Genomic DNA, 25,773 nt, shown 5'->3' with positions numbered 1-25,773 from the left:
GTTCAGCCCTTCGGGTACTTGGCGTTGGCCTTCTGCACGAAAGCGTTGGTGTACACGGCGTTCAGGTCGAGCTTGGCCTTGGCAATTTCGGCGTCCACGCTGGCCAGCGCCTTGTAGGCGGTGTCCGAGCCCTTGGCGGGGAAGCTGCCATCCTTGGAGAGTGCGCCCTTGGCGGCCATGAAGGCGTCGATGTAAACCGCGCGGTCGCCCAGCAGGTAGCTCTCGGGCACGGCCTTGATGATGTCGCCCGGGCCAGCGGCCTGAATCCACTTGTTGGCCCGCACGATGGCGTTGGCCATGGCTTGCGCGGTGTTGGGGTTTTTGTCCAGGAAGGGCTGCGGCGCATACAGGCAGCCGGCGGGCATGGGGCCACCGAACACCTTCTCGGCCTCGCTCACGATGCGCGTGTCGGTGACGATCTTCAGGTCGCCCGAGCGCGTGAGCAGGGTGATGACGGGGTCGAGGTTGCTGATGGCGTCGATCTGGCCCGCGCGCATGGCGGCCACGGCACCGTTGCCCGCGCCCACGCCCACAATGCTCACGTCGCTGGGCTTCAGGCCCGCCTTGGCCAGCACAAAGTTCACCATCACGTTGGTGGAACTGCCCGGCGCGGTCACGCCGATCTTCTTGCCCTTGAGGTCGGCCACGGTCTTAAAGTTCGGCATGGTCTTGGGGTTCACGCCCAGCACGATCTGCGGCGCCAGGCCCTGCAGCGCAAAGGCGCGCATGGGCTGACCCTTGAACTGCATGTTCACCGTGTGCTCGAAAGCGCCCGACACCACATCGGCGCTGCCACCCACCACCGCGGCCAGGGCGCGCGAGCCACCGGCGAAGTCCACGATGGTGAGGTCCAGGCCTTCGGCCTTGAAATAGCCCAGTTGTTCGGCCACGGTGAGCGGCAGGTAATACAGCAGGTTCTTGCCGCCCACCGCAATGGTGGCCTTGGGCTTTTCCAGCGTCTGTGCGAACGTGAAGCTGGGCAGGGTGGCAGCGGCCAGGCCGCCTGCGATGAGGTGTCGTCTTTGCACGGTGTTGTCTCCTGAGGTGAGAGGGGGAGCTTGGGCGCGGCGCTTCGGTGGCACATGCGCGGGCCATGATAGTAGGCCTTGACTTGCATCCGATTGCCACCCGGGACATCCCCGAGAAACCCGCTCAGGCCAGCGGCAGGCCGTCCACGAACACCTTGAGCTCGTCGGGCTCGAAGGCGGTCCACTGCTCGTTGCTGGTGAGCGGCGTGGTCACCACCACGGCGGCGCGGTCGCCGGGCTGGTTCAGGTCGGCGAAGTTCACGGTCCAGTCGCGGTCCATCAGCGTGGCTTGCGCAAAGGGATGCTGGCGCACCAGCCAGTGCAGCCTGGTGCTGCAGTGCGCCCACAGGGCTTCGCCGTTGGAGAGCAGAAAGTTGAAGGTGCCGAAGCGGCGCACTTGCGGCAGCAGTTCCTGCAGCGTCAGCGTGAGCTCGTTCACATCGGGCAGGCTGGCGTGCGATTTCGCCAGCTCCTGCATCAGCCAGCAGAAGGCTCGCTCGCTGTCGGTGGTGCCCACCGGGCGAAACAGGCTGTGAAGGGGCGGGTGGTAGTCCTTCAGATCGCCGTTGTGGGCAAACACCCATTGCCGTCCCCAGAGCTGGCGCACGAAGGGGTGCGCGTTCTCCAGCGCCACTTCACCGATGGTGGCCTTGCGCACGTGGGCAATGATGTTGCGGCTCTTGAGCGGGTAGCCCTGCAGGAACTCCGCCATGGGCGAATTGGCGGCGCTCGCGTGGTCCACGAACAGGCGCAGGCCCTTGCCCTCGAAAAAGGCGATGCCCCAGCCATCGGCGTGGTGGTCGGTATTGCCCCCGCGCTGGCAGAAGCCGGTGAAGCTGAACGAAGCGTCGGTGGGGGTGGCGCAGTTGAGGCCAAGGAGCTGACACATGAAGGCTATTTTGCCCCTTCAGTGGAAGGCGCTGCCCGCAGCTTGAGCGCCGCCACGATCGCCAGCGCACAAATCGCGGCCAGCATGAGAAAAGTCTCGTTGAACGCGTCCATGCGTTCGGCGCCGGTGGCCCCGGATTCGAGCTGCGCTCCATGCGCGGCCAACCGCCATTCGAGCACGATGCCGCACAGGCTCACGCCGGCGGCGCCGCCGAGCATGCGCAAGAAGTTGATGACGCTCGCGCCCTGCGGAATGTGCATGCGGTCCAGACCGCGCATGGCGCCGATGTTGAGCGAAGGCAATATGAAGCCGAGCCCGATGCGCCCGAGCACCGCCCAGATCACCAGCAGCGGAATCACTTGTGTGGGGCGCTCCGGGTTCACGGTGATCATGAGCGCGAACGACGCCGTCAGCAGCACCAGGCCGATGGTCACCAGACGGTGCGTGGGTTGCCGGTCGGCCAGACGGCCCACCATCGCAATGCACAGCGCGAGCACGATGCCCGCCGGCAGCAGGATGGTGCCCACGTAAGAGGGCGAAAGGCCCAGCCCCATCTGCATGTACACCGGCAGCAGGTAGGTGGAGCCGAACAGCGCGATGCCGTAGATGAAGGCCACGATGCTGCCCATGGCGAAGCGCCGGTCGGTGAACAACGAAAGGTTCATCAGTGGGTCGATGCCGTGGCCGTGGCTGCGCTTCTTGAGCGTGCGGCGTTGCAGCCACACAAACACCAGCAGCAGCACCGCCGCCGCACCCAGCAGCGAGCCGGCAGCCAGCGCGGTGCCGCCGTGCAGTTCCACCAGGCCATTCAGCAGGCACAGCGTGCCGGCCGTGGCCAGCAGCAGACCGCGCCAGTCCAGCGCGGCGCCGGTGCGGTTGGCCGCCACGCCACCCGGCGCGGAGGTGGGCACATAGCGCTGCGCCAGCCACAGCGAAACGATGCAGAACGGCACCACCATGAAGAAGATCGAGCGCCAGCCGAAGCCGTCTACCAGCAGGCCGCCGATGCTGGGGCCGAGCGCGGGTGCGAGCACCACGCCCATGCCGAAGACGCCACTGGCGCGGCCCTGCTCGTTCGATTCGAACGCGCGCAGGATGATGATGGCCGGAATCGGCTGCACCACGCCCGCCGCCAGGCCTTCGACCACGCGCGCGGTCAGCACCAGCGGGTAGTGGTTGGCAAAGCCGCCCACCACGCCACCGATCAGCAGCATCCACATGCAGCCCATGTAGGTGCGGCGGTAGCCGTAGCGCGAGAGCAGCCAGGGCGTGGTGAGCATGGAAACCGTCATGGCCGCCATGAAGCCTGAAGACACCCACTGCGCGCGCTCCTGCCCGAGCGCAAAGTGCTGGCTCAGGTCGGGGATGGCCACGTTGATGATGGTCGAGGACATGATGGACGCAACCGTGCCCACCATCACCACGAACAGCAGCAGCCAGCGGTAGCGTGGCCCGTGGCGCGCCTGCAGCGCGGGCAGGGAGTTGTCGCGCTCCTCAGCCACCGCCGGCCTTCTGTGCGGCCGCCGCCACGCAGCCCGGGCACAGGCAGGCCTGGCCACGCGCGGCCTCGGGCAGGGTGTCCAGCAGGCCCGGCGGAAAGCTCGCGCTCACGCACCAGCAGGGGGGCTGGGCCTCGCCGGTCTCGCGCTCGATTTCCATGGCGCAGCGGTTGTCGTTGCCGCAGAGCGGGCAGCGCGTGGGGTCGAAGGCGGACGGGGTGGTGGGCATGGGGGCTTTTCGGGCGTGGGCAGGCGCACGCTGAAGGCTATGTTAGTTTGCGCCCCATGACCACCCCTTCTTCCTGGCCCTGGACCCTGCTGCTCGCCGGCCTCGTGGTGCTGGCGCTGCTCACGGTGTCGGGCTGCACGGTGTGGCGCATCGGCCAGGCGGGCGATCTGGCGCGGCGCAGCGAGCCGCTGCAGCACAGCCCGGCCAGCCCGGCGCTGCGCCTGCTGATCGTGGGCGACAGCACGGCCGTGGGCACCGGCGCGAGTTCGCCGCAGACCAGCCTGGCCGGCCTGCTGGCGCGCGAATACCCGCGCCTGCGCATCGACAACCGCGCTCGCGACGGCGCAAAATTCGACGACGTGGCGAACCAGCTCGGTGGCGCCGATCGCTACGACCTGGTCTTGATTCAGGCCGGCGGCAACGACGTGATTCGCCTGCGCAACATGGACACCGTGGGCGCCGACATCGACCGCGTGCTCACACTGGCGAAGGCGCGCGCCGACCGCGTGATCCTCATGCCGGCCGGCAACGTGGGCAACGCGCCGTTCTTCTACCCGCCGGTCTCGTGGTTCATGAGTTCGCGCGCCAGCACGTTGCACGGCCTGGTGCGAGAAGCCACGCAGCGTCATGGCGCCGTGTACGTGAACCTGTACAAGGACAAGGCCAGCGATCCGTTTGTGCAGCAGCCCGGGCTGAATGCGGTGGACGGCCTGCACCCGAGCGATGCAGGTTACCGCGTGTGGTTCACGGAGTTGATGAGCCAGGCGGCACTGGCGCCGGTGCTGGCGCCGGCGCGTTGACCGGTGTTTGACGCGCGCGGCCCAGGCGACCGAGCGGTTGCTCCACCGCGTGGTGAAAGGCGGCACCGGCCAGGTTGCAGGCCAGCCAGGCCAGCAGCACGCCCAGCGTCTGCACCAGTGGGTCGGCGCTGCCGTAGCGCGTGAAGAGCGCATTGACCACCAGCGCCACCGGAAAATTGAGCAGAAACACCGAGTAGGAAATGCGCCCCAGATAGCCCACCGCGCGGCTGCGGGGCCAGGTGGTGAGCCAGCCGTGCAACTGCGCCGCCGCCAGCACCGCGCTGACCACCAGCGCCAGCGCAATGCGCGCACGAAAATCCAGCGCCAGGGCCAGGAACACCAGCGCCAGCAGCGCGGCCATGGGCCAGCGGCCCTCGCGCCAAGCGGCCGGGTTGCGCGTGGCCCACCCGGTGAGCACGCCCATGCCGTAGGCGCCGAAGAAATACAGCGCCCAGGCGTCCCAGTCGGCATCGAGGTTGAAATGAAACAGCGAGACCAGCACCCCCACCGCCACCAGCACCTGTGGCCAGGGCCCACGCACGCCGCGCGAGATCCACAGCAGGCCAAGCAGCAAGGCGTAGAGCTGGAAGTCGATCGCCACGTACCACACGCCGGCCGAGAGCGAGTCCACATCCAGCAAGGTGTGCAGCAGCAGCGCATGCCACACGAACTGCCAGAATTCCGCTCGCTCGGGCAAGGAGTCGTGCGCCATCCACTGCCGGGCCAGCTCGGTGCACACCACCGCCACGACCAGCGCCGCCGTGTAGGGCAGGGCGATGCGCACATACCGCTGCCACAGCAGACGGCCGGGGGATTGCGTGGGAGCCAGCGCGCCCGCGGGCGCCAGGCTGCGCGCCGCCAGGAAACCCGCCACCACCAGGAACACCTGCACCGCCATGCGCGCGTCCTGGCTGAACCAGGCCACCAGGTCGGGCAGCACGCGGTGCGTCCAGTCGGACATGGGGCCGTAAAAGGCCAGGTGGTGCAGCACGATGAGCTGCGATGCCACGGCCTTGAAGGCGTCGATCAGCATCAGGCGCTGGGGCGCGCCTTCGGGTGGGCTGAGAGGCAAAGTGGGGGACATGGGCGCCTGTGGGTACGCGTTATGGTAGCGGCATGAACACCACCACCACGCCCCCCGAAGGCCGCATCGTCACCGAGGTGCGCGATCAAATTCTGCTGATGGGCATTGACCGACCAGCCAAGCGCAACGGCTTCACACCCGCCATGCTGCAGGCGCTGGCTGAGGCTTACACGCAGCTGGACGACGACCCGGCCCTGCGCGTGGGCGTGCTGCACGCCATGGGCGATCACTTCACCGCCGGGCTCGACCTGCCGGCCTTCGCACCGCTGATGCAGCGCGGCGAGCGCGCCATCACGCCAGGCCTCGTCGACCCGACCGACGTGGGGCGTGCCGGATACCGGCGGCGCGACAAGCCGGTGGTGGTGGCGGTCAAGGGCATCACCTACACCATCGGCATCGAGCTCATGCTCGCGGCCGACATCGTGGTGGCGGCGGACGATGGCCGCTTCTCGCAGCTCGAAGTGCAGCGCGGCATCATGGCCACAGGCGGCGCCACGCTGCGCATGGCCGAGCGCTCGGGCCTGGGCAACGCGATGCTGCACCTGCTCACGGCCGATGTGTTCGACAGCGCCGAGGCCCTGCGCCTGAACTTTGTGCAGCGTGTGGTGCCCGCCGGCAGCGAGCTTGACGAAGCCCTGCGCATCGCGGGCCAGATCGCGCTGCAGGCGCCGCTCGCCGTGGTGGCTACGCGCCTGAACGCGCGCAAGGCGGTGGAAGAAGGGCCGCTGGCTGCGGCGGCCGAATTTGAGCCTACGCAGCAGCGGCTCTCGCAGAGTGAGGACGCGCGCGAGGGTGTGCTGGCGTTCAGGGAGCGGCGCGCGGCGCGGTTTCAGGGCCGTTAAACGCCCGCCACCAGCCCATCGCTGCGCGGATCGGCCGCGCCTTCGATCACGCCGCTGGCGTGCCTCACCAGCGCTCCCGCGTGGCCCATGGTGTCGCTGAAAGCCTCGGGCAGCACATCCACCACATGGCCGGCTGTGCGCAGTTGGGCCACCAGCGCGGGGTCGAAGCGGTTCTCCAGCTTGAGCGTGGTGCTCTCATCGCCCCAGGTGCGGCCCAGCAGCCAGCGCGGCGCGCTCACGGCTTGCTGCAGGGGCTGCCCGAAGCGGGCGTAGCGCGTGAACACGGCGGCCTGGGTTTGCGGCTGGCCTTCGCCGCCCATGGTGCCGAAGGGCATGACGCGGCCGTCGTGGAACACCGCCAGCGAAGGGTTGAGCGTGTGGAAGGGTTTGAGCCCGGGTTGCAGGTTGTTGAGCGCTTTCGGGTCCAGCGAGAAACTGGTGCCGCGGTTCTGCCAGCAGATGCCGGTGTCCTGCAGCACGGTGCCCGAGCCGAACTCCCAGTACACGCTCTGAATGAAACTCACCGCGCGGCCTTGCGCGTCGATCGCACCCATCCAGATCGTGTCGCCCGGTGCGGCGGGGTCGGGCCAGGGCAGGGCTTTCTTTGAATCGATCTGTGCGGCCAGGGCATCGAGTGCGGCGGCCTCCAGCAAGGACTGTGGATCGGCCGGCAGGCGGCTGCGATCGGTCACCACGCGCTCGCGCACCCGGAAAGCGCGCTTGGTGGCTTCCACCAGGCCGTGCAGGTGAGCAAAGCCTTCACCCTCGGTCACGCCCAGTCGCTCGAACAGGCCAATGATCATGAGCGCCGCCAGGCCTTGTGTGGGCGGCGGCAGGTTGTAGACGGTGCTGTCTTTCAGCTGCACGGCGAGGGGTTCGACGAGTTGCGCCGCGTACGCCGCGAGGTCGCTGGTGCGCAGCGGGCTTCCCACGCGTTCTAGCTCGGCACCGATGCGTGCGCCCAGTTCGCCCCGGTAGAAGTCGTCAAGCCCGCGCTCGGCCAGCGTGGCCAGCGTCTGGCCCAGCGCGGCTTGCTTCAGCAGGTGGCCCGCCTCGGGAGGCGCACCATTGACCAGGTAGGTGTGTGCGAAACCGGGCGCGTCCTTCAGGCCGGCGAGTTTGTCGCGCGTGAGCTGGGCCTGGCTGTTGGTCACCACCACGCCATGGTGGGCGTGGCGGATGCCATCGGCCAGCAGGCGGGAAAGTGGCAGGGCCGAGCCCCACGGAGCTGCCACCTCCAGCGCTTTCGCCCAGCCGCCAATGGTGCCGGCCACGGTGAGCGCGGCGGTGGGGCCGCGCGCGGGAATCGCATCGAGCCCGGCGTAAAAATCGCGCGAGGCGAGCGCGGCGGCCGGGCCGCAGGCGTCGATGGCCACCATGGGCTTGCCGGGTTCGTGGATCAGCCAGAAGCCGTCGCCGCCAATGGCGTTCATGTGCGGGTAGACCACCGCAATCGCGGCCGCCGCTGCCACCATGGCCTCCACCGCGTTGCCGCCGTCGCGCAGCACATCCCGCCCGGCCTGCGCGGCCAGGTGATGCGGGGCAACCAGCATGCCGCCCAGGGCTTTGAGGGTATGGATCATGGTGAGGGTCTCTTCTTCATGTGAGCAGTCCGTAGAACATGCGGATGGCGGTGAGCGCCAGGAACGCCGCGAACACCTGCCGCAGACGCCGGGCATCGATGCGGTGCGCCAGTTTCGCACCCCAGCCGGTGGTGAGCAGGGTGGCCGGCACGATGATCGCCATGCCGAGCAGGTTCACATAGCCCAGGCTGAAGGGCGGGCGCAGCGGCACGTCGAGCCCGTTGAGCAAAAAAGCCACGGCGCCTGGAATGCTGATGACCATGCCCAGCATGGCGCCGGTGCCCACCGCGGTGTGCATGGGTACGCGCAGGGCGTTGAGAATCGGCACACTGAGCGTGCCGCCGCCGATGCCCATCAGCGTGGATACGCCGCCGATGCCGCTGCCGATGGCGGCCGTGCCCAGCGTGCCGGGCAGGCCGTCACGCAGCGCAAAGCCGTCGCGCTTGAACGCCATGTTGATGGCCACCACCAGCGCCACCGAAGCGAACACGGCCGTGAGCGACAGGCCACTGAGGAAGCGGCTGGCCACCGAACCCACCAGCACGCCGATGACCACCCAGGGCATCAGCCGGCGAATGAGCGACATGTCCAGGCTGCCGCGTTGGCGGTGTGCTCGGCTGGACATGATGGAAGTGGGCACGATGGTGGCGAGCGAGGTGCCCACGGTCACATGCATGCGCACCGATTCGTCGATGCCCAGCAGCGTGAACAGGTGGTAGAGGACCGGCACGATGACGATGCCACCGCCCACACCGAGCAGGCCGGCCAGCACGCCCGCCACCAGCCCGGTGGCGAGCAGGGCGAGCGCCAGGCCCAGCAGCCAGACGGTGCTGTGCTGTTGAAAGATCTCCATGGTGCTACCAGCCGATCGCCTTGGGCAGCCAGAGCGCGATCTGCGGGAACTGGAACAGCAGCACGAGCGCGACGAACTGCAGGCCGATGAAAGGCACCACGCCCTTGTAGATGTCCTTGATGTTCACCTCGGGCGGCGCCACGCCCTTGAGGTAGAACAGCGCCCAGCCAAACGGCGGCGTGAGGAAGCTCGACTGCAGGTTCACCGTGATCAGCATCGCCAGCCACACCGGGTCCACGCCGAGGTTGATGAGGATGGGCAGGAACAGCGGCACCGCGATGTAGCTGATCTCGATCCACTCGACGAAGAAGCCGAGCACGAAGATGATGAGCATCATGAACCAGATGGCGGTGTTCACGCCGCCTGGCAACGCCTCGAACATCCCGGCGATCAGGTCTTCGCCGTGCAGGCCCCGGAACGAGAGCGCGAACACCTGCGCGGTCATGAGGATGAACATCATGATGGCGGTGATCTTGCTGGTGTCCAGCGCGGTGTCTTTCAGCGTCTTCCAGGTGAAGCGGCCCGAGAGCGCGGTGATGACCACCGCGCCCACCGCGCCCATGCTGGCGGCCTCCGTGGGGGCGGCGATGCCGCCGACAATGGAGCCCAGCACGGCCACCACCAGCATCACCGGCGGCACCAGCACCTTGAAGAAGCGCACCCAGAGCTGGCGGCGCGACACCGCGTCGCGCTCGGCGATGGGAATCGGCGGCATGGTGCCCGGGCGCAGCCAGCCCATGATCACCAGATAGACGATGTACACACCCGCCAGCAGCATGCCCGGGCCCACGGCGGCGGCGAACAGCGTGCCCACCGAGAGCTGCATGATGTCCGAGAGCAGGATCAGGATGAGGCTGGGTGGAATGATCTGGCCCAGCGTGCCGGAAGCGCAGATCACGCCGCAGGCCACGCTCTTGTCGTAACCGCGCCGGATCAGGGTGGGCAGCGTGAGCAGCCCGAGCGTGATGATGGTCGCGCCCACGATGCCAGTGGTGGCCCCCATGAGCACGCCGAACAGCACGATGCCGATGGCCATGCCGCCCTTGAGCCCGCCGGCGATGTGACCCATCACGTCCAGCAGGTCGTCGGCCAGGCGCGATTTTTCCAGCATCACCCCCATGAAGACGAACAGCGGAATCGCCATCCACTGGTAGCCACTGACAATGCCGTAGAAGCGCGCGGGAATCAGGTTGAACAGCGTCTCGCCAAAACCCAGCCAGCCGAACACGAAACCGCTGACGGCCAGGCTGATGGCGACCGGGATGCCGATCATCAGCATCGCGAAGAAACCGACCAGCATGAGGACCGCGTAGGTCGACATCTCAAACATGGGTCGACTCCCCGGGCGTTTCAAGCGGTGCGTCGAGCAGGCGCACCAGCTGCGCGAGCTGTTGCAGCACCAGCAGGCCGTAGCCCAGCGGAATGAGCGATTTCACCAGCCAGCGCAGGGGAATGCCGCCGGGGTCCGGCGATGCCTCGCTGATCGAGCGCGACTGCTCCACATAGCCCAGCGAGAGCCAGATGAACAGCAAGCTCACGGTGATGAGCAGCAGCGCGGAGATCACATCGACCACGCGCTTGGTGCGGGGCGAGTAGCGCGTGTAGAACAGGTCCACGCGGACGTTCTCGCCGCGCTGCAGCGCGTGGGCCATGCCCAGCAGGATCAGGGCGGCCAGCAGGTGCCACTCGAGTTCCTGCGCCCACACCGATCCGAAACTGAAGCTGTAACGCAGGATCACATTGGTGGCGACGAGGCCGATCATCACCAGCGCGATCCAGGCGGTGAGCCCGCCGATGCGGTCGATGGCCCCTTCAACAAGCGTGGCCAGCGGCCGCAGTGCCTTCAGCATGTTTCTGCGCTCCGCTTCAGCCGCGAACCTTGAGGTGGTAGGCCTCTTCGCTGATCTCGCTCCATCGGTCGTACTTGGCCTTGAAGGCGAAGTAGGAGTCGTGCACCTTCTTCGTCAGCGGGTCCTTGATGGCATCGGCCAGCACCTTGTCGGTCTCCACCTTCAGCGCCTTGACCACGTCGTCCGGCAGCGGCCGCGCGATCACGCCCTGGTTCTTGATCAGGTCTTCCATCGCTTCGGAGTTGGCCTTCTGGCACCAGCCCTCGCTGATCACGTTGCACGCTGCCGAGGCGTTGGTCACGATGGCCTTCAGGTCGGCGGGCAGCTTGTCCCACGCGGCCTTGTTGATCAGCAGTTCGGACACCGTGGACGACTCGTGCCAGCCGGTGGTGTAGTAATACTTGGCGGCTTTCTGCAGGCCCAGGCGACGGTCCTGGAACGGGCCCACGAACTCGGCCGCGTCGATCACGCCGCGCTCCAGCGCAGGGAAAATCTCGCCGCCCGGCAGCACCTTCACGTCCACACCCAGGTTGGCGTACACCTTGCCGGCCAGGCCGGGGATGCGCATCTTCAGTCCTTTCAGGTCGGCCACGGTCTTGATCTCTTTCTTGAACCAGCCCGTCATCTGCACGCCGGTGTTGCCGCAGGGCAGGGCCACCATGCCGAAAGGTGCGTAGACCTCGTTCCAGAGGTCGATGCCGCCGCCGTCGTACAGCCAGCCGTTCATGCCCTGGAAGTTCATGCCGAAGGGCACGGCGGTGAAGTACTGCGCGGCGGCGGTCTTGCCGGTCCAGAAGTAGGCGTTGGCGTGGTTCATCTCCACCGTGCCCGCGCGCACGGCATCGAAGCCCTCGAAAGCGGGAATGAGCTCGCCCGCGCCGAACACCTGGATGTTCAGGCGCCCGTCGGACATCTCGCGGATGCGTTTGGCGAGATCGGTCGCGCTGCCCGGGCCGTCCATATAGAACGGCGAGCCCTTGCCGTAGGCGCTCGTCATCTTCCAGTTGAATTTGGTGGCCGACTGGGCCTGTGCGAGCGCGGGGGCACCGAGCACGCTCGTGGCGAGGGCGGCGCGTGAAAGGAACTGGCGGCGGATCAGGGACATGGCGGCACTCCTGTGGATGGCGGGTTGGGTGGAAAAACGCTGCCGTTTGTAAAGCGACATCCACCCCTCTTCGCAAGCGCCATGCCATGCGTTTCGCACGGCCAAGTCCTTGATTTGCCAGCATTTCCCGCCGCTTCGGCTGCAAGGCTTCCGACTTGGTGCACGTGCGGAGGGCTGGCCGACCCGGTGCCCCGTGCCGAATGTTCAGTGATTCGCCATCGGGGTGCCGTTTGTCAAGTGAAAGGAGGGAACGGGCCACGCATGGAAACCATGCCCGCCCTCTGGCGGACACCGGGTGCACAAACGGTCGTTTCGCACGCTGCCGGTGCGCGCGCACCAATCCGGGCGCGTTCTACAGGCGCGCGCCGCCGCGCCGGTTCTTGACCCGCGTGAGCAGGGTCTTGCAATCCACCGACAGGATCTCCGGGCGGTTGAAGATGTGGCGGCGCACGAAGGCCTCGAAGGTTTCGGGGCTCTCGGTGAGTGCGTGCACATGCAGGCTTTTGAGGTCGCTCATGATGTAGAGGCTCACCACCTCGGCGCAGTCGGCCAGCTCCTGCGCGATGCGCTCGATGGCCGCTGGCGCCACCTGGATATCGAGAAACGTCGAGTTCACCTGCCCCAGCTTCTCGGGGTTGATCACCGCCGCAAACAGCTCGATCACGCCGTTGGCCTGCAGGGTCTGCACGCGGGCCCGGGCGTGCGCACGCGAAATGCCGAGCTGGCGTGCGATGTCGGCGAACGAGGCACGGCCGTCTTTCACCAGTATGTTGAGCAGCGCGCTGTCGAGTTTGCTCAGGGCGACGTCGGCGGCCTGGTGGGGGGGATTCTGGGTCATGGAGGAGACGAAGCAACAGGCGGGCCAGGCCCGTGCGCCGCAGGGCACCCGCCCACTGCCGTTCATCGCGCAGGTGACTCTTGCGAGACCCCGAGGGCTGGTGGTGAGCCGCGCAGAGGCGTACAACGGGGCTCAGGAAACGGTATGAACGGTATAGCTCGTTTTTTCCTTTGCGCCTCGCGCCGGCTGCTGGTGTGTCTGATGGCACCGCTGGCGGCCCACAGCGCCTGCCTGGACGACCCCGCCCGCGCCCACGAACTGCGTGTGCTCGACGAGGCCCAGGTCATCGACCTGATGGACCAGCACCCCGTGGTCGCCGCGCCGCAGAAGCTGCACCGCATCATGGCCAGCCTGATCGCCGCCTCGCCCCGCTTGCGCGCCGGCCCCAGCATCCACCTGCTCGCCTACGAAGACCGCGAGCTCAACGCCTACGCCGCCGACCACGGCCTGGTCATCCTCACCAGCGCCATGTGGAGCGAGAAGCAGGCGCTGTCTGATGACGAAATTGCGGCCGTCATCGCCCACGAACTCGCCCACATCGAAGGCCGGGATTCGCTGGTGGAGGCCTGCACAAATCTGGAGCGGCTGGGGCTAGCCGACCTGCGCATCGAAGACGCCCGCGACCGCATGGCGCTGGAAATGTTCAACCCCCGCTCACCCGCCGCCCGCGCGGCCCGCGAAGAACTGCATGCGCAGGAACACGCCGCCGATGTGCGCGGCATCGAGCTGCTGCGCCTGGTGGGTCGTGATCCGGCGGCCATGGTGAGCGTGCTCGCCAAGATCCACGGCACGGAAGCCACGGGGCTGAATCTGCTGATGGGATCGTCGCACCCGGATGTGAAGGAGCGGCTGTGGAAGGCGCGGGACGCTGCGCTGGGCGCTGGGCGCAAATGAACAGGCTATCGACTTGTTGACAGACGTCGGCAAAGTTCACCAAGAGGCATCGCCTCTATGCCATGTCCCAGCGGGTAGATCTCCTTTCCCGGATACACCACCACTTTGTGCTGCGGATTCAGGTCTTCACAGGCGGAATGGAAACCGCGCTCCACCTTGGGGCGCAGGCTGCGTTTGACTTCGACCGCCCACAGCGTGCCGTCCTGCTGGCTTAGCAGCAGGTCGATCTCCGCTCCGCCACTGGTGCGGTAGAAGTGGCCTTGCACGCCGGGCGCGGCGCAGGTCAGCAGGTTTTCCACCACCATGCCTTCCCAACTGGCCCCCACCACTGGATGCGACAGCACCCCCTCCATGGAACCGATGTCCAGCAGCGCGTGCACCAGACCGCTGTCGCGCACATAGACCTTGGGCGACTTGACCAGGCGCTTTCCCACATTGGCGTGCCAGGGCTGCAGGCGGCGCACCAGCAGCAGGTCACACAGCAGATCGATGTAGCTGTGAGCGGTCTTGGCGTCTACGCCGAGGTTGCGCGCAAGCTGGGCTACGTTGAGCAGGCCGCCCTGTTGATGGGCCAGCATGGTCCAGAAGCGCCGCAAGGTTTCTGCTGCGATGCGTGGTCCGAGTTGCGGGATGTCGCGCTCGAGGTAGGTGCGGATAAAGTTTTGCCGCCAGCGCAGGCTGCGCGCGTCGTCGGCCGCGGTGAAGCTGTCCGGAAAGCCACCACGCAGCCACAGCGCGTCGGCGGCCTCTGCGCCGGTTTCCATGGTGGTCAGAGGACCCAGCTCCAGGTAGGCGATACGGCCTGCGAGCGTCTCGCCCGATTGCTGCAGCAGGTCGAGCGACGCAGAGCCCAGCAGCAGGTAGAGCCCCTGGCGCCGACCATCGCGTCTCGCCTGGTCGATCAGGCCGCGCAGCACTGGGAACAACGCGGGTGTGCGATGCACTTCGTCGAATATGACGAGCTTGTCCTGGTGCTGTGACAGGTACAGCTCCGGCTCCGACAGACGTGCACGGTCGCGTTCCGACTCCAGATCCAGATAGAGGCTTGGGCGCTGTTGCGCGACTTCCAGCGCAAGCGTGGTCTTGCCCACCTGCCTTGGCCCCAACAGTGCCACGGCGGGCATGTGGGCCAGTTCTTCGAGCAGCTGGGGAGTGGCTTGGCGATCAAACATCCTTGCAATTATGGAGTTTAATTCCATGTTTTGCAAGGATGCTTGGAGTCAGTGGTGGGCTCAAGCCAACGCCGCCAGCATCGCCTCACCCCATTCCCAAGGCCCGCTGATCGTCAGCGTGATCGTCGTCCAGTCGCCTTCGGTCTGCATCAACTGGTCGGCGTCCCACGCACCACCTTCGTCCAGTGGGCCGCGCGGGCCGGGGCTGTGGGCCTCGGCCCAGGCCAGCACGGCCTGCACCTCCTTCATTGCCTCGGGCAGCTGTGCGGCGCGCACGCTGGCCATGGCGTCCCAGGTGCCGGTGCCTTCCCCGTCGTCGCTGGCGTCGAAGATCAGGTAGTGCAGGGACCCGGTCATGGGGTCGTCACCGAGGGCTGGTGTCCCTGCGCAATCCACTCCACCCAGAAATCGATGCAGGCCTGAATCTTGGGCAGCCGCTGGCGCGCCGTGGAAGTGACGGCGTACAGAGGCACGGGCTGGTCATCCACGAAATCGGCCAGCACCGGCACCAACAGCCTTTGCCGCACCAGGGGTTCGGCCGCCAGCGTGGCGAGCCGGCCGATGCCCAGGCCCTGCATCACCATGCTCGCGGCCATGCCAGTGCTGTTGGTGCGCCAGTAGCCTTCCACCGGCCACTTCAACGCGTGCCCGTCCACAATGAAGGGCCACTGGTTGAGGTGCGGGGCAGCGGTGTTGGTGATGAGCCGGTGCCGGTGAAGCTCGGAAGGGTGTTGTGGCAGGCCGGCGCGTTCGGCGTAAGCGGGTGCTGCGTAGAGGGCGCGGCCCAGGTGACCAAGGGCACGCGCCACCTGCGTGTCGGGCAACGACGATCCGCTGCGGATCGCCATGTCGACGCCATCGCGCACCAGGTCCGTCAGCCGGTCGTTTACCTCCAGATCCACCCGCAGCAGAGGATGCCGTCGGTTCAGCTCAGCGAGGCTCGGCAGCAGAAAATACTGCGCGATCACGGTGCTGGCCGCTACGCGCACCAGGCCGCTGGCGCCACCCGTCTGCTGCGCGAACTCACCCTGGAGCTCGTCGAGCGCGCCGGTGATGCGCTGGCAATAGCTCAGAAAGGTTTCGCCTTCGGCGGTGAGCGACAGCCCGTGCGTGGACCGGTGCACCAGGCGCACGCCAGAGGTTTTCTCGATGCGGACGAGCGCGCGCGACACCTGACTCACCGGCACATCACGCTCGCGCGCCGCCGCAGACAGGCTGCCCAGCGCCGCCACACGGGCGAAGAGTTTCAGGTCGTCGAAGGCCAGGTTGTCCATGCGTGCGATGGTAGGGACTTCTGCCTTGCACGGGATGCAAAACCGTTGTGAACCGCGCGGCGTTTCCGCTCGGTGGTTGGATGCCTAGAGTGCAGCCACCCCCTTGAAGGAGCGCAGCATGAACCCGGAAAACCTTTACGCCACCCTGTCACCCGAAGCCTACGCAGCCCTGATCGACGGCGTTCGCCGTCAAGCTGAGCGCGAGCGCCGAGTTGCGATTCGGGCCTGCGGTTCTGCTGTGTTGAACTGGCTGCGGCGGGCGCTGAAGAGTAGAAGGCTGATCAGCTCGCGGCCTTCACCTTCAACCGCCAGGCATGCAGCAGCGGCTCGGTGTAGCCGCTCGGCTGCGCCTTGCCCTTGAACACCAGGTCCAGTGCGGCCTGGTAGGCCATGCTGGTCTTGAAGTTGCCGGCCATCTTCTTGTACAACGGGTCGCCGGCGTTCTGCTGGTCCACCACAGCGGCCATGCGCTCGAAGGTCTTGATCACCTGCGCTTCGGTCACGATGCCGTGGTGCAGCCAGTTGGCCATGTGCTGGCTGGAGATGCGCAGCGTGGCGCGATCTTCCATCAGGCCGACGTTGTGGATGTCAGGCACCTTGGAGCAGCCCACGCCCTGGTCGATCCAGCGCACCACATAGCCCAGGATGCCCTGCGCGTTGTTGTCCAGTTCCTGCTGCTTCTCGGCGTCGCTCCAGTTCGGGTTGCTGCTCACGGGAATGGTGAGCAGGCCAGTCAGCAGGTTGTCGCGATCGCGCACCGGGTCGGATTGAGCGGCTGCTTTCTCCAGGCCCTTCTGCACCTCGCTCACCAGCACCTGGTGGTAGTGCAGGGCGTGCAAGGTGGCGCCCGTGGGGCTGGGCACCCACGCGGTGTTGGCGCCGGCTTTGGGGTGGGCAATTTTCTGTTCGAGCATGGCCTTCATGAGGTCGGGCATGGCCCACATGCCTTTGCCGATCTGCGCCTTGCCGCGCAGGCCGCAGCTCAGGCCCACGATCACGTTGTTCTTTTCGTAGCTCTGGATCCAGGCGCTGGCCTTCATGTCGCCCTTGCGCACCATGGGGCCGGCCAGCATGGCGGTGTGCATCTCGTCGCCGGTGCGGTCGAGGAAGCCGGTGTTGATGAAGGCCACGCGGCTGGCGGCGGCGGCGATGCAGGCCTTGAGGTTGACCGACGTGCGGCGTTCCTCGTCCATGATGCCGAGCTTGACCGTGCTGTCCTTGAGGCCGAGCAACTGTTCCACGCGGCCGAACAGTTCGGCGGCAAATGCCACCTCGCGCGGGCCGTGCATCTTGGGCTTGACGATGTAGACCGAGCCCTTGCGCGAGTTGCGGATCGCATCCTTCTTCGAGCGCTTCAGGTCGTGCAGGGCGATGGTGGTGGTGACCACCGCGTCCATGATGCCTTCGGGAATTTCCTTGCCCTCGGCGCCCCAGAGGATCGCGGGGTTGGTCATGAGGTGGCCGACGTTGCGCAGGAACATGAGCGAGCGGCCGTGCAGGCGCACCGCGTTCTTCTTGCCGTTGGGCGCCGTGTACTCGCGGTCGGCATTCAGGCCGCGCGTGAAGGTCTTGCCACCCTTGCTCACCGATTCGGTCAGCGTGCCCTGCAGAATGCCCAGCCAGTTGCGGTAAGCCAGCACCTTGTCTTCGGCGTCCACGGCGGCAATCGAGTCTTCCAGATCGAGGATGGTGGAGAGCGCGGCTTCCACCACGAGGTCACTCACGCCGGCCGCATCGCTCTTGCCGATGGGCGTGTTGCGATCGATCTGGATGTCCAGGTGCAGGCCGTTGTGCTGGAGCAGCACGGCGCTCGGGTTCTTCGCTTCGCCCTGGTAGCCCACCAGTTGCGACTTGTCGGCCAGCTTGCTCGTGCCGCCATCGGCGAGTGCGACCACCAGATCACCGTCCTTGTTGATGCGGTAACCCGTGGAGCCCACGTGTGAGCCCTTCTTCAGTGGCGCGGTGCGGTCCAGCACGTGGCGCGCGTATTCAATCACTTTGGCGCCGCGTTTGGGGTTGTAGCCGCCCTTGGGGCCGGCCTTGCCGCAGCCCTTGTCTTCGGAGATCACGTCGGTGCCGTACAGCGCGTCGTACAACGAGCCCCAGCGCGCATTCGCTGCGTTGAGCGCATAGCGTGCGTTCAGGATCGGCACCACCAGTTGCGGGCCAGCTTGCACCGCCAGCTCGTCGTCCACGTTCTTGGTCGTGGCCTTGGCGTTTTTCGGCTCTGGCACCAGATAGCCGATGGTCTCCAGAAACTTGCGGTAACCCGCCATGTCGCGAATCGGGCCCGGGTTGGCCGCGTGCCAGGTGTCCAGCTCGGCCTGCAGCCGGTCGCGCTCGCCGAGCAGCGCGGCGTTCTTGGGCGCCAGGTCGGCCACGATGGCGTCAAAGCCCTTCCAGAATTTCTCCTGCTCCACACCCGTGCCAGGCAGCACCTGCTGGTTGATGAAGTCGAACAGTTCGGTGGCGACCTGAAGGCCGTGGATGGCAGTGCGTTGTGTCATGGGGGGCTCCAGCGGATGAGTGAACAGAAGACGAGGGCAGGAACGGCAGGCTCGTGCATGGATGGACTGTATTCCACACCTGGGCGCGCATTGAAGAGCTTTTTTGCGACTGATCTGTGACTTCGGCGATGGTAATGAGCCGGGCCTCAGCAGATGCCTGATCGCGAGAAGAATCTCACGTCATATGCCCAGCGCTGACCAGACTGCATTTCCGCTGTCATGCGCCTGTGGCAGCATGAACGCAGGCTCAAACAACGCCCGGTCAGTTTCGGCGAAGGGGCCAAGGAGGCTATTCAATGTTCACCTACATGATCTTCGGGGTGCTGCGCGGCTCTCGTGAGGGGCTGCAGTTTCAAAGTTGTGTGCCGGAGCTGGAACGACACCCCGAGCTTTGGGCAGACGAGTGCCCCTTTCCCATTGCCAGCGTGGCGCAAGCGCGCATCGAGCTGGCGACTGGCCTCAACGCTGAGGCAGCGTCTACCCCACCCGACCACTCAACTGACGTGCCGCCGTCAGCACCCGCGTCACATGCCGCTCGTCAAAGCGATGCGCCGGCATGGTCAGCGTGAGCGAAGCCGCAATCGATCCGTCCACATGAAACACCGGCGCCGAGATGCCGGCCACTTCCGCCAGGCGGTCGCCCACGGCGGTCATGAAACCATCGGCCCGAATGCGGGCGTGCAGACGCTTCTCGGCCTGGGTGGCCTTACGGCTGTCGTCTCCCGCGCCATAGGCCGACAGCACACGCCCACCCGTGCCCTGGTGCAACGGCAGCACATCGCCTGCGCGAATGTGGTCGCGCACCGGGTGCGGTGAATCCACGCGGTAGAGGCACAGGCGCGTCTGGTTGGGCGCCTGGCCCTGGCGCACGTGGTACGCGGCGCTTTCGCCGGTAGCGGCCACCAGCTGGCGAAGCACGGGCATCACCACGCGATCGAGCGAAAACGACGCCGCGTAAATGCCGTGCAGCCGCGCCACCTCGCCGCCGAGGGCATAGCGCCCATCGTCCAGCCGTTGCAGCAGGTGCGCGTGTTCGAGCGACGCGAGCAGGCGCAGCACCGTGCTCTTGTAGAGCCGGGTGCGTTCGGCCAGCTCGGCCAGCGACAGGGCTGCGTCGCCCGGGCGGAACGCGCCAAGCAGCGAGAGCGCGCGGTCCACCGCGGCGGTGCCGCCCGTGGCGGCGTGCGCGTCGGCAACGGATGGGGTCTGCGCTTTGCGGGGCATGGAGATCGGCTCAGGTTGACAGCGTCGGGATGATCTGCCATTCTTTCATCAGAGAGAATATCGTTCTGTCTAACGAAACGCAAGCCTTCCACTCCTTTTCATGTCTCCCACCCCCGAAGTCCTCATCAGCGAAGTCGGTCCTCGCGATGGGCTCCAGTCCGTCCGGGCCACCATGCCCACAGCCGACAAACTGCGCTGGATCGACGCGCTCGTGGCGGCCGGTCTGCGCGAGATCGAGGTGGGCTCGTTCGTGCCGGTCAAGCTGCTGCCGCAGATGGCGGATGTGGCGGATGTGGTTCGCCATGCGCTGCGGCACGACGGCCTCACCGTGATGGCGCTGGTACCCAACCGGCGCGGCGCCGAGGCTGCGCTGGCCGGCGGCGTGCACAAGATCACCCTGCCGGTGTCGGCGAGCGAGGCGCATTCGCTGGCCAACGTGCGCAAGACGCGCGAGCAGATGCTGGTTGAACTGCGCGAAGTGCACGCGCAGCGGCGGGACACGGCGCCCGATGTGGCCATGGAGGTCGGCCTGTCCACCGCGTTCGGCTGCACCCTGCAGGGCTCGGTGGCTGAAGACGACGTGATCCGGCTGGCCGTGGCCTGCGTGCATGCGGGTGCCGACGAAGTGGGCCTGTCCGACACCACCGGCATGGCCAACCCGGCGCAGGTGCGCCGCCTGTTCACCCGCTTGCGCGCCGAGCTCGGCGAACGCGCGGGCGCCGCCCACATGCACAACACGCGCGGCCTCGGCCTCGCCAACTGCCTGGCGGCGTTCGATGTGGGCGTGCGCACGTTTGATGCCTCGCTGGGCGGCCTGGGCGGCTGCCCCTATGCGCCCGGCGCTTCCGGCAACGTGGTCACCGAAGACCTGGTCTTCATGTTCGAGGCCATGGGCGTGCGCACCGGCGTCGACATCTCCAGACTCATCGCCGCGCGCGAGCCGCTCAAAGCTGGCCTGCCCGGTGAGCCCGTGTACGGCATGACGCCTGAAGCCGGTCTGCCCAAGAATTTCTACCCATGAAAAAACTCCCCTTTGAAGGTCTGCGCGTCGTTGAATTCACCCACATGGTCATGGGGCCCACCTGCGGCATGGTGCTGGCCGATCTGGGTGCCGAGGTCATCAAGGTCGAGCCACCCACTGGCGACAACACGCGCCGCCTGCTCGGCTCGGGCGCGGGTTTTTACCCGCTGTTCAACCGCAACAAGAAAAGCCTGGTGCTCGACCTGCAGTCGCCCGAAGGCCAGGAGGCCGTGCTGAAGCTGATTGCCACCGCCGATGTGGTCAGCGAGAACTTCAAGCCCGGCACCATGAAGAAGCTGGGGCTGGACTACGAGAGCCTGAAAAAACTCAACCCGCGCCTGATTCATGTGAGCCACAAGGGTTTCCTGCCTGGGCCGTACGACCACCGCACCGCGCTCGATGAAGTGGTGCAGATGATGGGCGGCCTGGCCTACATGACCGGGCGTCCTGGCGATCCGCTGCGTGCCGGTTCGTCGGTGAACGACATCATGGGCGGCCTGTTCGGCGCCATCGGCGTCATGGCCGCTCTGAGCGCGCGCGAGAAAACTGGCGAAGGCTGCGAGGTGCAGAGCTCGCTGTTCGAGAACAACGTGTTCCTCGTCGCGCAGCACATGATGCAGTTTGCCGTGACCGGCCAGCCCGCCGCGCCCATGCCCGACCGCATTTCGTCCTGGGGCATCTACGACGTGTTTCAGGTGGCCGGCGGTGAACAGATTTTTCTGGCTGTGGTGAGCGACACGCAGTGGGCGATCTTCTGCGAAGCCTTCGGCTACCAGGACCTGAAAGCCGATGCGCGCCTGATGGGCAACAACAACCGGGTGCGCGCGCGAGACTGGCTCATTCCCCTGCTGCGCGAACGCCTTGCGCTGCAGAAGGCGGCCGAACTGGCCGCGCTGTTCGAACGCCACGGCCTGCCCTTTGCGCCCATCACCAAACCCCATGAGCTGCTGGACGACCCGCACCTGTGCGCCACCGGCGGGCTCGCACCCATCACCCTGCCCGATGGCCAGCGCGCCGGCGAAACCGCCCAGACCGTGCTGCTGCCGCTGGCGCTCGACGGCGAACGCCTGGGCGTGCGCCGCAGCCCACCCCGGCTCGGCGAACACAGCGACGAACTGCTGACCTCTCTGGGCTATTCGAGCGAACAGGCGGCCCAACTCAGCCGCACGGTGCTCAAAGCAGACTGAAAAGTCATCAATCCTGTCAGATCTGTCATGCGTCCGTGCGTCAGAGTGGGGTAATCTGCCCCGGTGGACAAACTCAAACAACTCGAAACCTTCGTGGCCGTGGCCACGCGCGGCAGCCTGACCGCGGCCGCCAAAGCCGAGGGCGTGGCCCCGGCCATCATCGGACGCCGGCTCGATGCCCTGGAGGCCCGGCTGGGCGTGAAGCTCATGGTGCGCACCACGCGCCGCATCACCCTCACCCATGAAGGCAGCGCCTTTCTGGAGGACTGCCAGCGCCTGCTGGTGGACATGGCGAACGCCGAGGCCAGCGTGAGCGCTGGTGGCGTCAAGGCCAGTGGCCACCTGCGCATCACCGCGCCAGCCGGCTTCGGGCGGCGGCATGTGGCACCGCTGGTGCCGCGCTTTCGCGAACTGCACCCGGAGGTGACGATCTCGCTCAACCTCAGCGACCGCGTGGTGGACGTGGCCGGCGAGGCTTACGACTGCGCCGTTCGCGTGGGCGATCTGCCCGATTCATCGCTGGTGAGCGTACGCCTGGCCGACAACCGCCGGCTGTGCGTGGCCACGCCGCGCTACCTGCGACAGCACGGAAGCCCGCAAACACCGGCCGATCTGGCGCGTTTCGACTGCCTCACGCTGTCCAGCGACGCCTCGCAGACCCGGGGCTGGGCCTTCGCCGTGCCCACCGATGGCGGCGACAAGACCATCGTTCATTTGCGCCCCGGTGGCCCGCTGGACTGCACCGACGGCCAGGTGTTGCGCGAATGGTGCCTCGCGGGCTACGGCATTGCCTGGCGCAGCACCTGGGAGGTGGAGGCCGACATTGCCGCTGGCCGGCTGGAGAGCGTGCTCGACGATTTCGCCGCGCCGCCCAACGGCATTTTTGCGCTGTTTCCGCAGCGCAAGCACCTGGCGCTGCGGGTGCGGTTGTGGATCGATTTTCTGAAGCACGAGTACGCGCGGCCGGAATTCTGGGCCGGCGCCGGCGCACGCTGAACCGCCATGCCGCCGGCGCTGGAAACCTCCCGGTTGCGATTGCGACCTCTCACCGAGGCCGATGCGCCCTTCATCCTCAAGCTCGTGAACGACGCCGACTGGCTCGCCTACATCGGCGACAAGTCGGTGCACTCGCTGGAGGACGCCCTGCGTTACCTGCGCGAAGGCCCCATCGCCATGTACGCCGCGCTCGGCATCGGGCTGTGCGCCATGGACCTGAAGGCGCCCGAGCCGCGCCCGGTGGGCCTGTGTGGTTTGCTCGTCAGGGAAGGTTCACCCGACGTGGAGCTGGGTTACGCGCTGCTGCCCGAAGCGCGTGGCCAGGGCCTGATGCGCGAGGCCGCGCTGGCCTGGATGAACTATGGCGATCGCCAGTTGAAGCTGCGCGAGATGCACGCCTACACGCACGCGGAAAATGACGCCTCCCAGGCACTGCTGGCCAGGCTGGGCTTTGCCTTGTTGCCCCCTGCACCACCCGACGAAGACCCGGCCACGGTGCGCCGGCACTGGCGTCTTTCGTTCAGCGCATGAAGCCCCGGGCAGCCGCCGGGCGTCGCAGCGAAAGCCAGGCAAACAGACAGCCCACCAGCGCACCGGCCAGCACGTCCAGGAACACGTGCTGGCGGATCGCCATGGTGGACCAGACAATCACCACGCATTGCAGCACGCTCAGCACATGCAGCGTGGCGGGTGCGCCCACCTCGGAAAAAATGCGGCGCAACCAGAACGCGGTGTACACGGCCGACGCCACGTGCAATGAAGGACAGGCATTGCCCGAGGCGTCCAGCCCCTTCATGAAGGCCAGCTGAGGGTGCAGCGACCAGTCGATGTCGGGCACCGGTGCCTGCGTGGGAAGCAGCCAGAACACCAGCAGGCAGGACGCGCACAGCGCCGCCGTCCACAGGCCGTAGCGCAGCAGCTCCCGAAAATTGGGCAGCAGGGCAGAAGGCAGCGACACGTAGACCCAGAGCGACACATAGGCGGCGAATCCGGCGGGCGTGAAGGGCACCCAGTCGTCGATGGCCAGGGTCGGTACCGGCCAGGGTTCGCGCGTGGGATGGTGCAGCACCCAGAAATAGCCCTGGAAGAACAGCACCATGAAAACGGTGGTGCCGACCGCCTTGAGGTACCAGAGCGTCACGAATCGGGCCAGCAGCTGCCCGGGCCAGGCGCGATCGGGGGGGGGTGTCATGGTGTGCGGGGGCTCGATCGGCGGTGGAGGGGGGCTAATATAATCCGTAGCCCTTGGAAGCACGCGCGGGGTGGTGCCGGCAACAGGCCTCACAACAACAAGAAGGCGGCTGCTTCCCGGGAATTCCCCCCGCATTCGTTCACATGCCCGGGCTTTTGCTCTGGTTACAAATTGCCGGTCACCACTCGGACCCATCAAATGAGCTCTGCCGATCTGATTCGCACCTTTCTTGTTGATCGCCTGGGCGTCGAGCCGGACCAGGTGCAGCCGGCGTCGCTGCTCGCCGATCTCGGTGTGGATTCGCTGATGCTGGCCGAACTCCTGTTCGAGGCAGAAGACCGGCTGGGCATCCAGATCCCGTCCGACCTTCCGCTGCCCAGCACCGTGGCCGACATGCAGGCCACGCTTGACACGCTGACCGCCGCAAAGAGCGGCTGACCCATGCAGGCCCGCCGCGTCGCGATCACCGGCCTCGGGGTGATCAGCCCCTACGGTGGCGACATCACCGACTTCTTCGAGCGTCTGGTCGCTGGAGAGTCGGCGTCGCGCCACCTCCTGACCGACGACCTGCCGCGTCCCCTTTCCATTCCTTTCGTGAACTGCCCGGGCTTCGACGCCGAAGCCGCGCTGAGCAAGCCGCTGGTCGTCACGATGGAGCGCTTTGCCCAGCTCGGCATGGCGGCAACGTATCTGGCCTGGGAACATGCCGGGCTGCCGCGCCAGCCCGAAGAGGCCAGCGGCGAAAGCCGCGAGCACTGGGGCTGCATCTGGGGCACCGCGCTGGGGGGCCTGGCCGCCTTTGAACGCGGCAGCCGAGACTTCTGGCAAAAGGGCCGCGAACGTCTGTCGCCGCTTTCGGTCGTACAGGGCATGAACAACGCGGTCAACGCCCATGTGTCCATCCAGCTCGGGCTGGGCGGCATCAGCACCAGCCACACAGCGGCCTGTGCGTCTTCCGGCATCGCCATCGGCGAGGCGTTCCGGCGCGTGCGCAGCGGCGACGCCGATGTGATGCTCGCCGGCGGCTCCGACGTGTGCCAGACCTACCATGTGGTGCGCGCCTGGGAAGCCATGCGCGTGATGGCGCCGGGCGGTGCGGACACCTCGGCCACCGCCTGCCGACCCTTTGCCGCCGACCGGAGCGGCCTGGTGCTGGGCGAGGGCGCTGCGGCGCTGGTGCTGGAGGCGTGGGATCACGCCGTGGCGCGCGGTGCCCGCATCCATGGAGAAATCATCGGCTATGGCACCAGTTGTGACCACAGCCACCTGGTGCGTCCGCAGCGTGAAGGCCAGGTTCGAGCCATGCGCTCCGCGCTCGCCGACGGTGGCCTCACCCCGGCAGACATTCACTACGTCAACGCGCATGGCACCGCCACGGCCGAGGGCGACCCGGTGGAAATCGCCGCCCTGCGCGAGGTGTTCGGCGAGCTGGCGCCCGGGCTGCCTGTGAGCGCCACAAAATCCATGCACGGCCACCTGCTCGGCGCCGCCGGTGCCATCGAGGCCGTGGTGACCGCGCTGGCGCTGCGCGAGCAGGCCGTGCCACCCACCGCTCATCTGGCAGGCCGCATCGATCCGGCCTGCGAGGGCGTCGACCACGTGCTCGAGGGTCGCCGTGGTGTGCCCATGCAGGCCGCTCTTTCCAGTTCCTTTGCCTTCGGCGGCAGCAACGCCGTGCTGGCCTTTCGTGCTCCGCCGCGTTGACG

At 66.9% G+C, this 25,773-nt stretch carries 26 protein-coding genes; 9 read left to right on the top strand and 17 right to left on the bottom strand.

All coding sequences use genetic code 11. From position 1 onward, the window contains the following. Window positions 1-2: 2 nt before the first annotated feature. The 4 genes from CAP37_RS18295 to CAP37_RS18280 form a co-directional block, all read right to left on the bottom strand. Window positions 3-1,028 (bottom strand): ABC transporter substrate-binding protein, encoded by a 1,026-nt coding sequence (locus CAP37_RS18295; protein WP_086125677.1) that lies wholly within the window; start codon window positions 1,026-1,028, stop codon window positions 3-5. 124 nt (window positions 1,029-1,152) lie between these two features. After that, on the bottom strand, window positions 1,153-1,917 hold the full coding sequence (locus tag CAP37_RS18290) for a class II glutamine amidotransferase (protein WP_086125676.1): 765 nt from the start codon (window positions 1,915-1,917) through the stop codon (window positions 1,153-1,155). A gap of 5 nt (window positions 1,918-1,922) precedes the next feature. Next, entirely contained in the window at window positions 1,923-3,419 is a 1,497-nt protein-coding gene (locus tag CAP37_RS18285; protein WP_086125675.1) for a DHA2 family efflux MFS transporter permease subunit, read from the bottom strand. Beyond that, entirely contained in the window at window positions 3,412-3,645 is a 234-nt protein-coding gene (locus CAP37_RS18280) for a cysteine-rich CWC family protein (protein ID WP_086125674.1), read from the bottom strand. The genes CAP37_RS18285 and CAP37_RS18280 overlap by 8 nt, the downstream gene beginning before the upstream one ends. Before the next feature lie 56 nt (window positions 3,646-3,701). Here CAP37_RS18280 and CAP37_RS18275 point away from each other — a divergent pair, with 56 nt between their 5' ends. Then, entirely contained in the window at window positions 3,702-4,445 is a 744-nt protein-coding gene (locus tag CAP37_RS18275; RefSeq protein ID WP_086125673.1) for a GDSL-type esterase/lipase family protein, read from the top strand. On the opposite strand, the gene CAP37_RS18270 is transcribed toward CAP37_RS18275, so the two are convergent. Next, window positions 4,390-5,529 (bottom strand): acyltransferase, encoded by a 1,140-nt coding sequence (locus CAP37_RS18270; RefSeq protein ID WP_086125672.1) that lies wholly within the window; start codon window positions 5,527-5,529, stop codon window positions 4,390-4,392. The genes CAP37_RS18275 and CAP37_RS18270 overlap by 56 nt on opposite strands. 32 nt (window positions 5,530-5,561) lie before the next feature. Between CAP37_RS18270 and CAP37_RS18265 the strand changes: the two genes are divergently transcribed. Continuing rightward, complete coding sequence (locus CAP37_RS18265; RefSeq protein ID WP_086125671.1) at window positions 5,562-6,371, top strand: crotonase/enoyl-CoA hydratase family protein; 810 nt, start codon at window positions 5,562-5,564, stop codon at window positions 6,369-6,371. On the opposite strand, the gene CAP37_RS18260 is transcribed toward CAP37_RS18265, so the two are convergent. From CAP37_RS18260 to CAP37_RS18235, 6 genes are all read right to left on the bottom strand, one after another. After that, entirely contained in the window at window positions 6,368-7,954 is a 1,587-nt protein-coding gene (locus CAP37_RS18260) for a gamma-glutamyltransferase family protein (protein WP_086125670.1), read from the bottom strand. The two genes, CAP37_RS18265 and CAP37_RS18260, sit on opposite strands and share 4 nt — an antisense overlap. A gap of 16 nt (window positions 7,955-7,970) precedes the next feature. After that, window positions 7,971-8,807, bottom strand: coding sequence for a sulfite exporter TauE/SafE family protein (locus CAP37_RS18255; RefSeq protein WP_086125669.1), 837 nt, complete (start codon window positions 8,805-8,807; stop codon window positions 7,971-7,973). Between the two features lie 4 nt (window positions 8,808-8,811). Next, on the bottom strand, window positions 8,812-10,137 hold the full coding sequence (locus CAP37_RS18250) for a TRAP transporter large permease subunit (protein ID WP_086125668.1): 1,326 nt from the start codon (window positions 10,135-10,137) through the stop codon (window positions 8,812-8,814). Further along, complete coding sequence (locus tag CAP37_RS18245) at window positions 10,130-10,657, bottom strand: TRAP transporter small permease subunit (protein ID WP_179190278.1); 528 nt, start codon at window positions 10,655-10,657, stop codon at window positions 10,130-10,132. The genes CAP37_RS18250 and CAP37_RS18245 overlap by 8 nt, the downstream gene beginning before the upstream one ends. Window positions 10,658-10,673: 16 nt before the next feature. After that, window positions 10,674-11,762: a TRAP transporter substrate-binding protein gene (locus CAP37_RS18240; RefSeq protein WP_086125667.1), complete on the bottom strand. Its 1,089-nt coding sequence runs from the start codon at window positions 11,760-11,762 to the stop codon at window positions 10,674-10,676. A gap of 352 nt (window positions 11,763-12,114) precedes the next feature. Further along, entirely contained in the window at window positions 12,115-12,600 is a 486-nt protein-coding gene (locus CAP37_RS18235) for an Lrp/AsnC family transcriptional regulator (RefSeq protein WP_086125666.1), read from the bottom strand. A gap of 144 nt (window positions 12,601-12,744) precedes the next feature. Here CAP37_RS18235 and CAP37_RS18230 point away from each other — a divergent pair, with 144 nt between their 5' ends. After that, window positions 12,745-13,494: a M48 family metalloprotease gene (locus tag CAP37_RS18230; protein WP_086125665.1), complete on the top strand. Its 750-nt coding sequence runs from the start codon at window positions 12,745-12,747 to the stop codon at window positions 13,492-13,494. Between the two features lie 5 nt (window positions 13,495-13,499). Here CAP37_RS18230 and CAP37_RS18225 read toward each other — a convergent pair whose 3' ends face one another. The 5 genes from CAP37_RS18225 to CAP37_RS18205 all read right to left on the bottom strand — a co-directional run bounded on the left by CAP37_RS18225 (window position 13,500) and on the right by CAP37_RS18205 (window position 19,671). After that, entirely contained in the window at window positions 13,500-14,666 is a 1,167-nt protein-coding gene (locus CAP37_RS18225; protein ID WP_086125664.1) for an ATP-binding protein, read from the bottom strand. 60 nt (window positions 14,667-14,726) lie between these two features. Further along, window positions 14,727-15,023 (bottom strand): hypothetical protein, encoded by a 297-nt coding sequence (locus tag CAP37_RS18220; RefSeq protein ID WP_086125663.1) that lies wholly within the window; start codon window positions 15,021-15,023, stop codon window positions 14,727-14,729. Next, window positions 15,020-15,940 (bottom strand): LysR family transcriptional regulator, encoded by a 921-nt coding sequence (locus CAP37_RS18215; RefSeq protein WP_086125662.1) that lies wholly within the window; start codon window positions 15,938-15,940, stop codon window positions 15,020-15,022. Before CAP37_RS18215 ends, CAP37_RS18220 begins: the two co-directional genes overlap by 4 nt. A 281-nt stretch (window positions 15,941-16,221) precedes the next feature. Next, the gene (locus CAP37_RS18210) at window positions 16,222-18,447 is read right to left on the bottom strand and encodes a malate synthase G (protein ID WP_086125661.1); all 2,226 of its coding nucleotides are present in this window, start codon (window positions 18,445-18,447) and stop codon (window positions 16,222-16,224) included. Window positions 18,448-18,924: 477 nt separating this feature from the next. Beyond that, window positions 18,925-19,671, bottom strand: coding sequence for an IclR family transcriptional regulator (locus CAP37_RS18205; RefSeq protein WP_086125660.1), 747 nt, complete (start codon window positions 19,669-19,671; stop codon window positions 18,925-18,927). Window positions 19,672-19,771: 100 nt separating this feature from the next. Between CAP37_RS18205 and CAP37_RS18200 the strand changes: the two genes are divergently transcribed. The 4 genes from CAP37_RS18200 to CAP37_RS18185 all read left to right on the top strand — a co-directional run bounded on the left by CAP37_RS18200 (window position 19,772) and on the right by CAP37_RS18185 (window position 23,406). Then, complete coding sequence (locus CAP37_RS18200; RefSeq protein WP_086125659.1) at window positions 19,772-20,692, top strand: hydroxymethylglutaryl-CoA lyase; 921 nt, start codon at window positions 19,772-19,774, stop codon at window positions 20,690-20,692. Next, entirely contained in the window at window positions 20,689-21,879 is a 1,191-nt protein-coding gene (locus tag CAP37_RS18195; RefSeq protein WP_086125658.1) for a CaiB/BaiF CoA-transferase family protein, read from the top strand. Before CAP37_RS18200 ends, CAP37_RS18195 begins: the two co-directional genes overlap by 4 nt. Window positions 21,880-21,942: 63 nt before the next feature. After that, window positions 21,943-22,875 (top strand): LysR family transcriptional regulator, encoded by a 933-nt coding sequence (locus CAP37_RS18190; RefSeq protein ID WP_086125657.1) that lies wholly within the window; start codon window positions 21,943-21,945, stop codon window positions 22,873-22,875. Between the two features lie 33 nt (window positions 22,876-22,908). After that, window positions 22,909-23,406 carry a GNAT family N-acetyltransferase gene (locus tag CAP37_RS18185; RefSeq protein WP_179190277.1) on the top strand — a complete coding sequence of 166 codons (498 nt, stop codon included), beginning with the start codon at window positions 22,909-22,911 and terminating at the stop codon, window positions 23,404-23,406. Here the strand turns inward: CAP37_RS18185 and CAP37_RS18180 are convergent. Beyond that, window positions 23,396-24,067 (bottom strand): phosphatase PAP2 family protein, encoded by a 672-nt coding sequence (locus CAP37_RS18180; protein WP_218776882.1) that lies wholly within the window; start codon window positions 24,065-24,067, stop codon window positions 23,396-23,398. The genes CAP37_RS18185 and CAP37_RS18180 overlap by 11 nt on opposite strands. Before the next feature lie 198 nt (window positions 24,068-24,265). On the opposite strand from CAP37_RS18180, the gene CAP37_RS18175 reads away from it, so the two are divergent. Together CAP37_RS18175 and CAP37_RS18170 are read left to right on the top strand one after the other, a co-directional pair. Continuing rightward, on the top strand, window positions 24,266-24,505 hold the full coding sequence (locus CAP37_RS18175) for an acyl carrier protein (RefSeq protein ID WP_086125655.1): 240 nt from the start codon (window positions 24,266-24,268) through the stop codon (window positions 24,503-24,505). A gap of 3 nt (window positions 24,506-24,508) precedes the next feature. Further along, a complete protein-coding gene (locus tag CAP37_RS18170) occupies window positions 24,509-25,771 on the top strand; it encodes a beta-ketoacyl synthase (protein ID WP_086125654.1) in 1,263 nt (420 codons plus the stop codon). The last annotated feature ends 2 nt before the right edge of the window (window positions 25,772-25,773 follow it).

Origin of the sequence: Hydrogenophaga sp. IBVHS1, from assembly GCF_002127265.1 — a bacterium.
Classification (GTDB): Bacteria; Pseudomonadota; Gammaproteobacteria; order Burkholderiales; family Burkholderiaceae_C; genus Hydrogenophaga.
The sequence above is the reverse complement of the archived record's forward strand: the minus strand, read 5'-3'. Positions and strand labels throughout refer to the sequence as shown.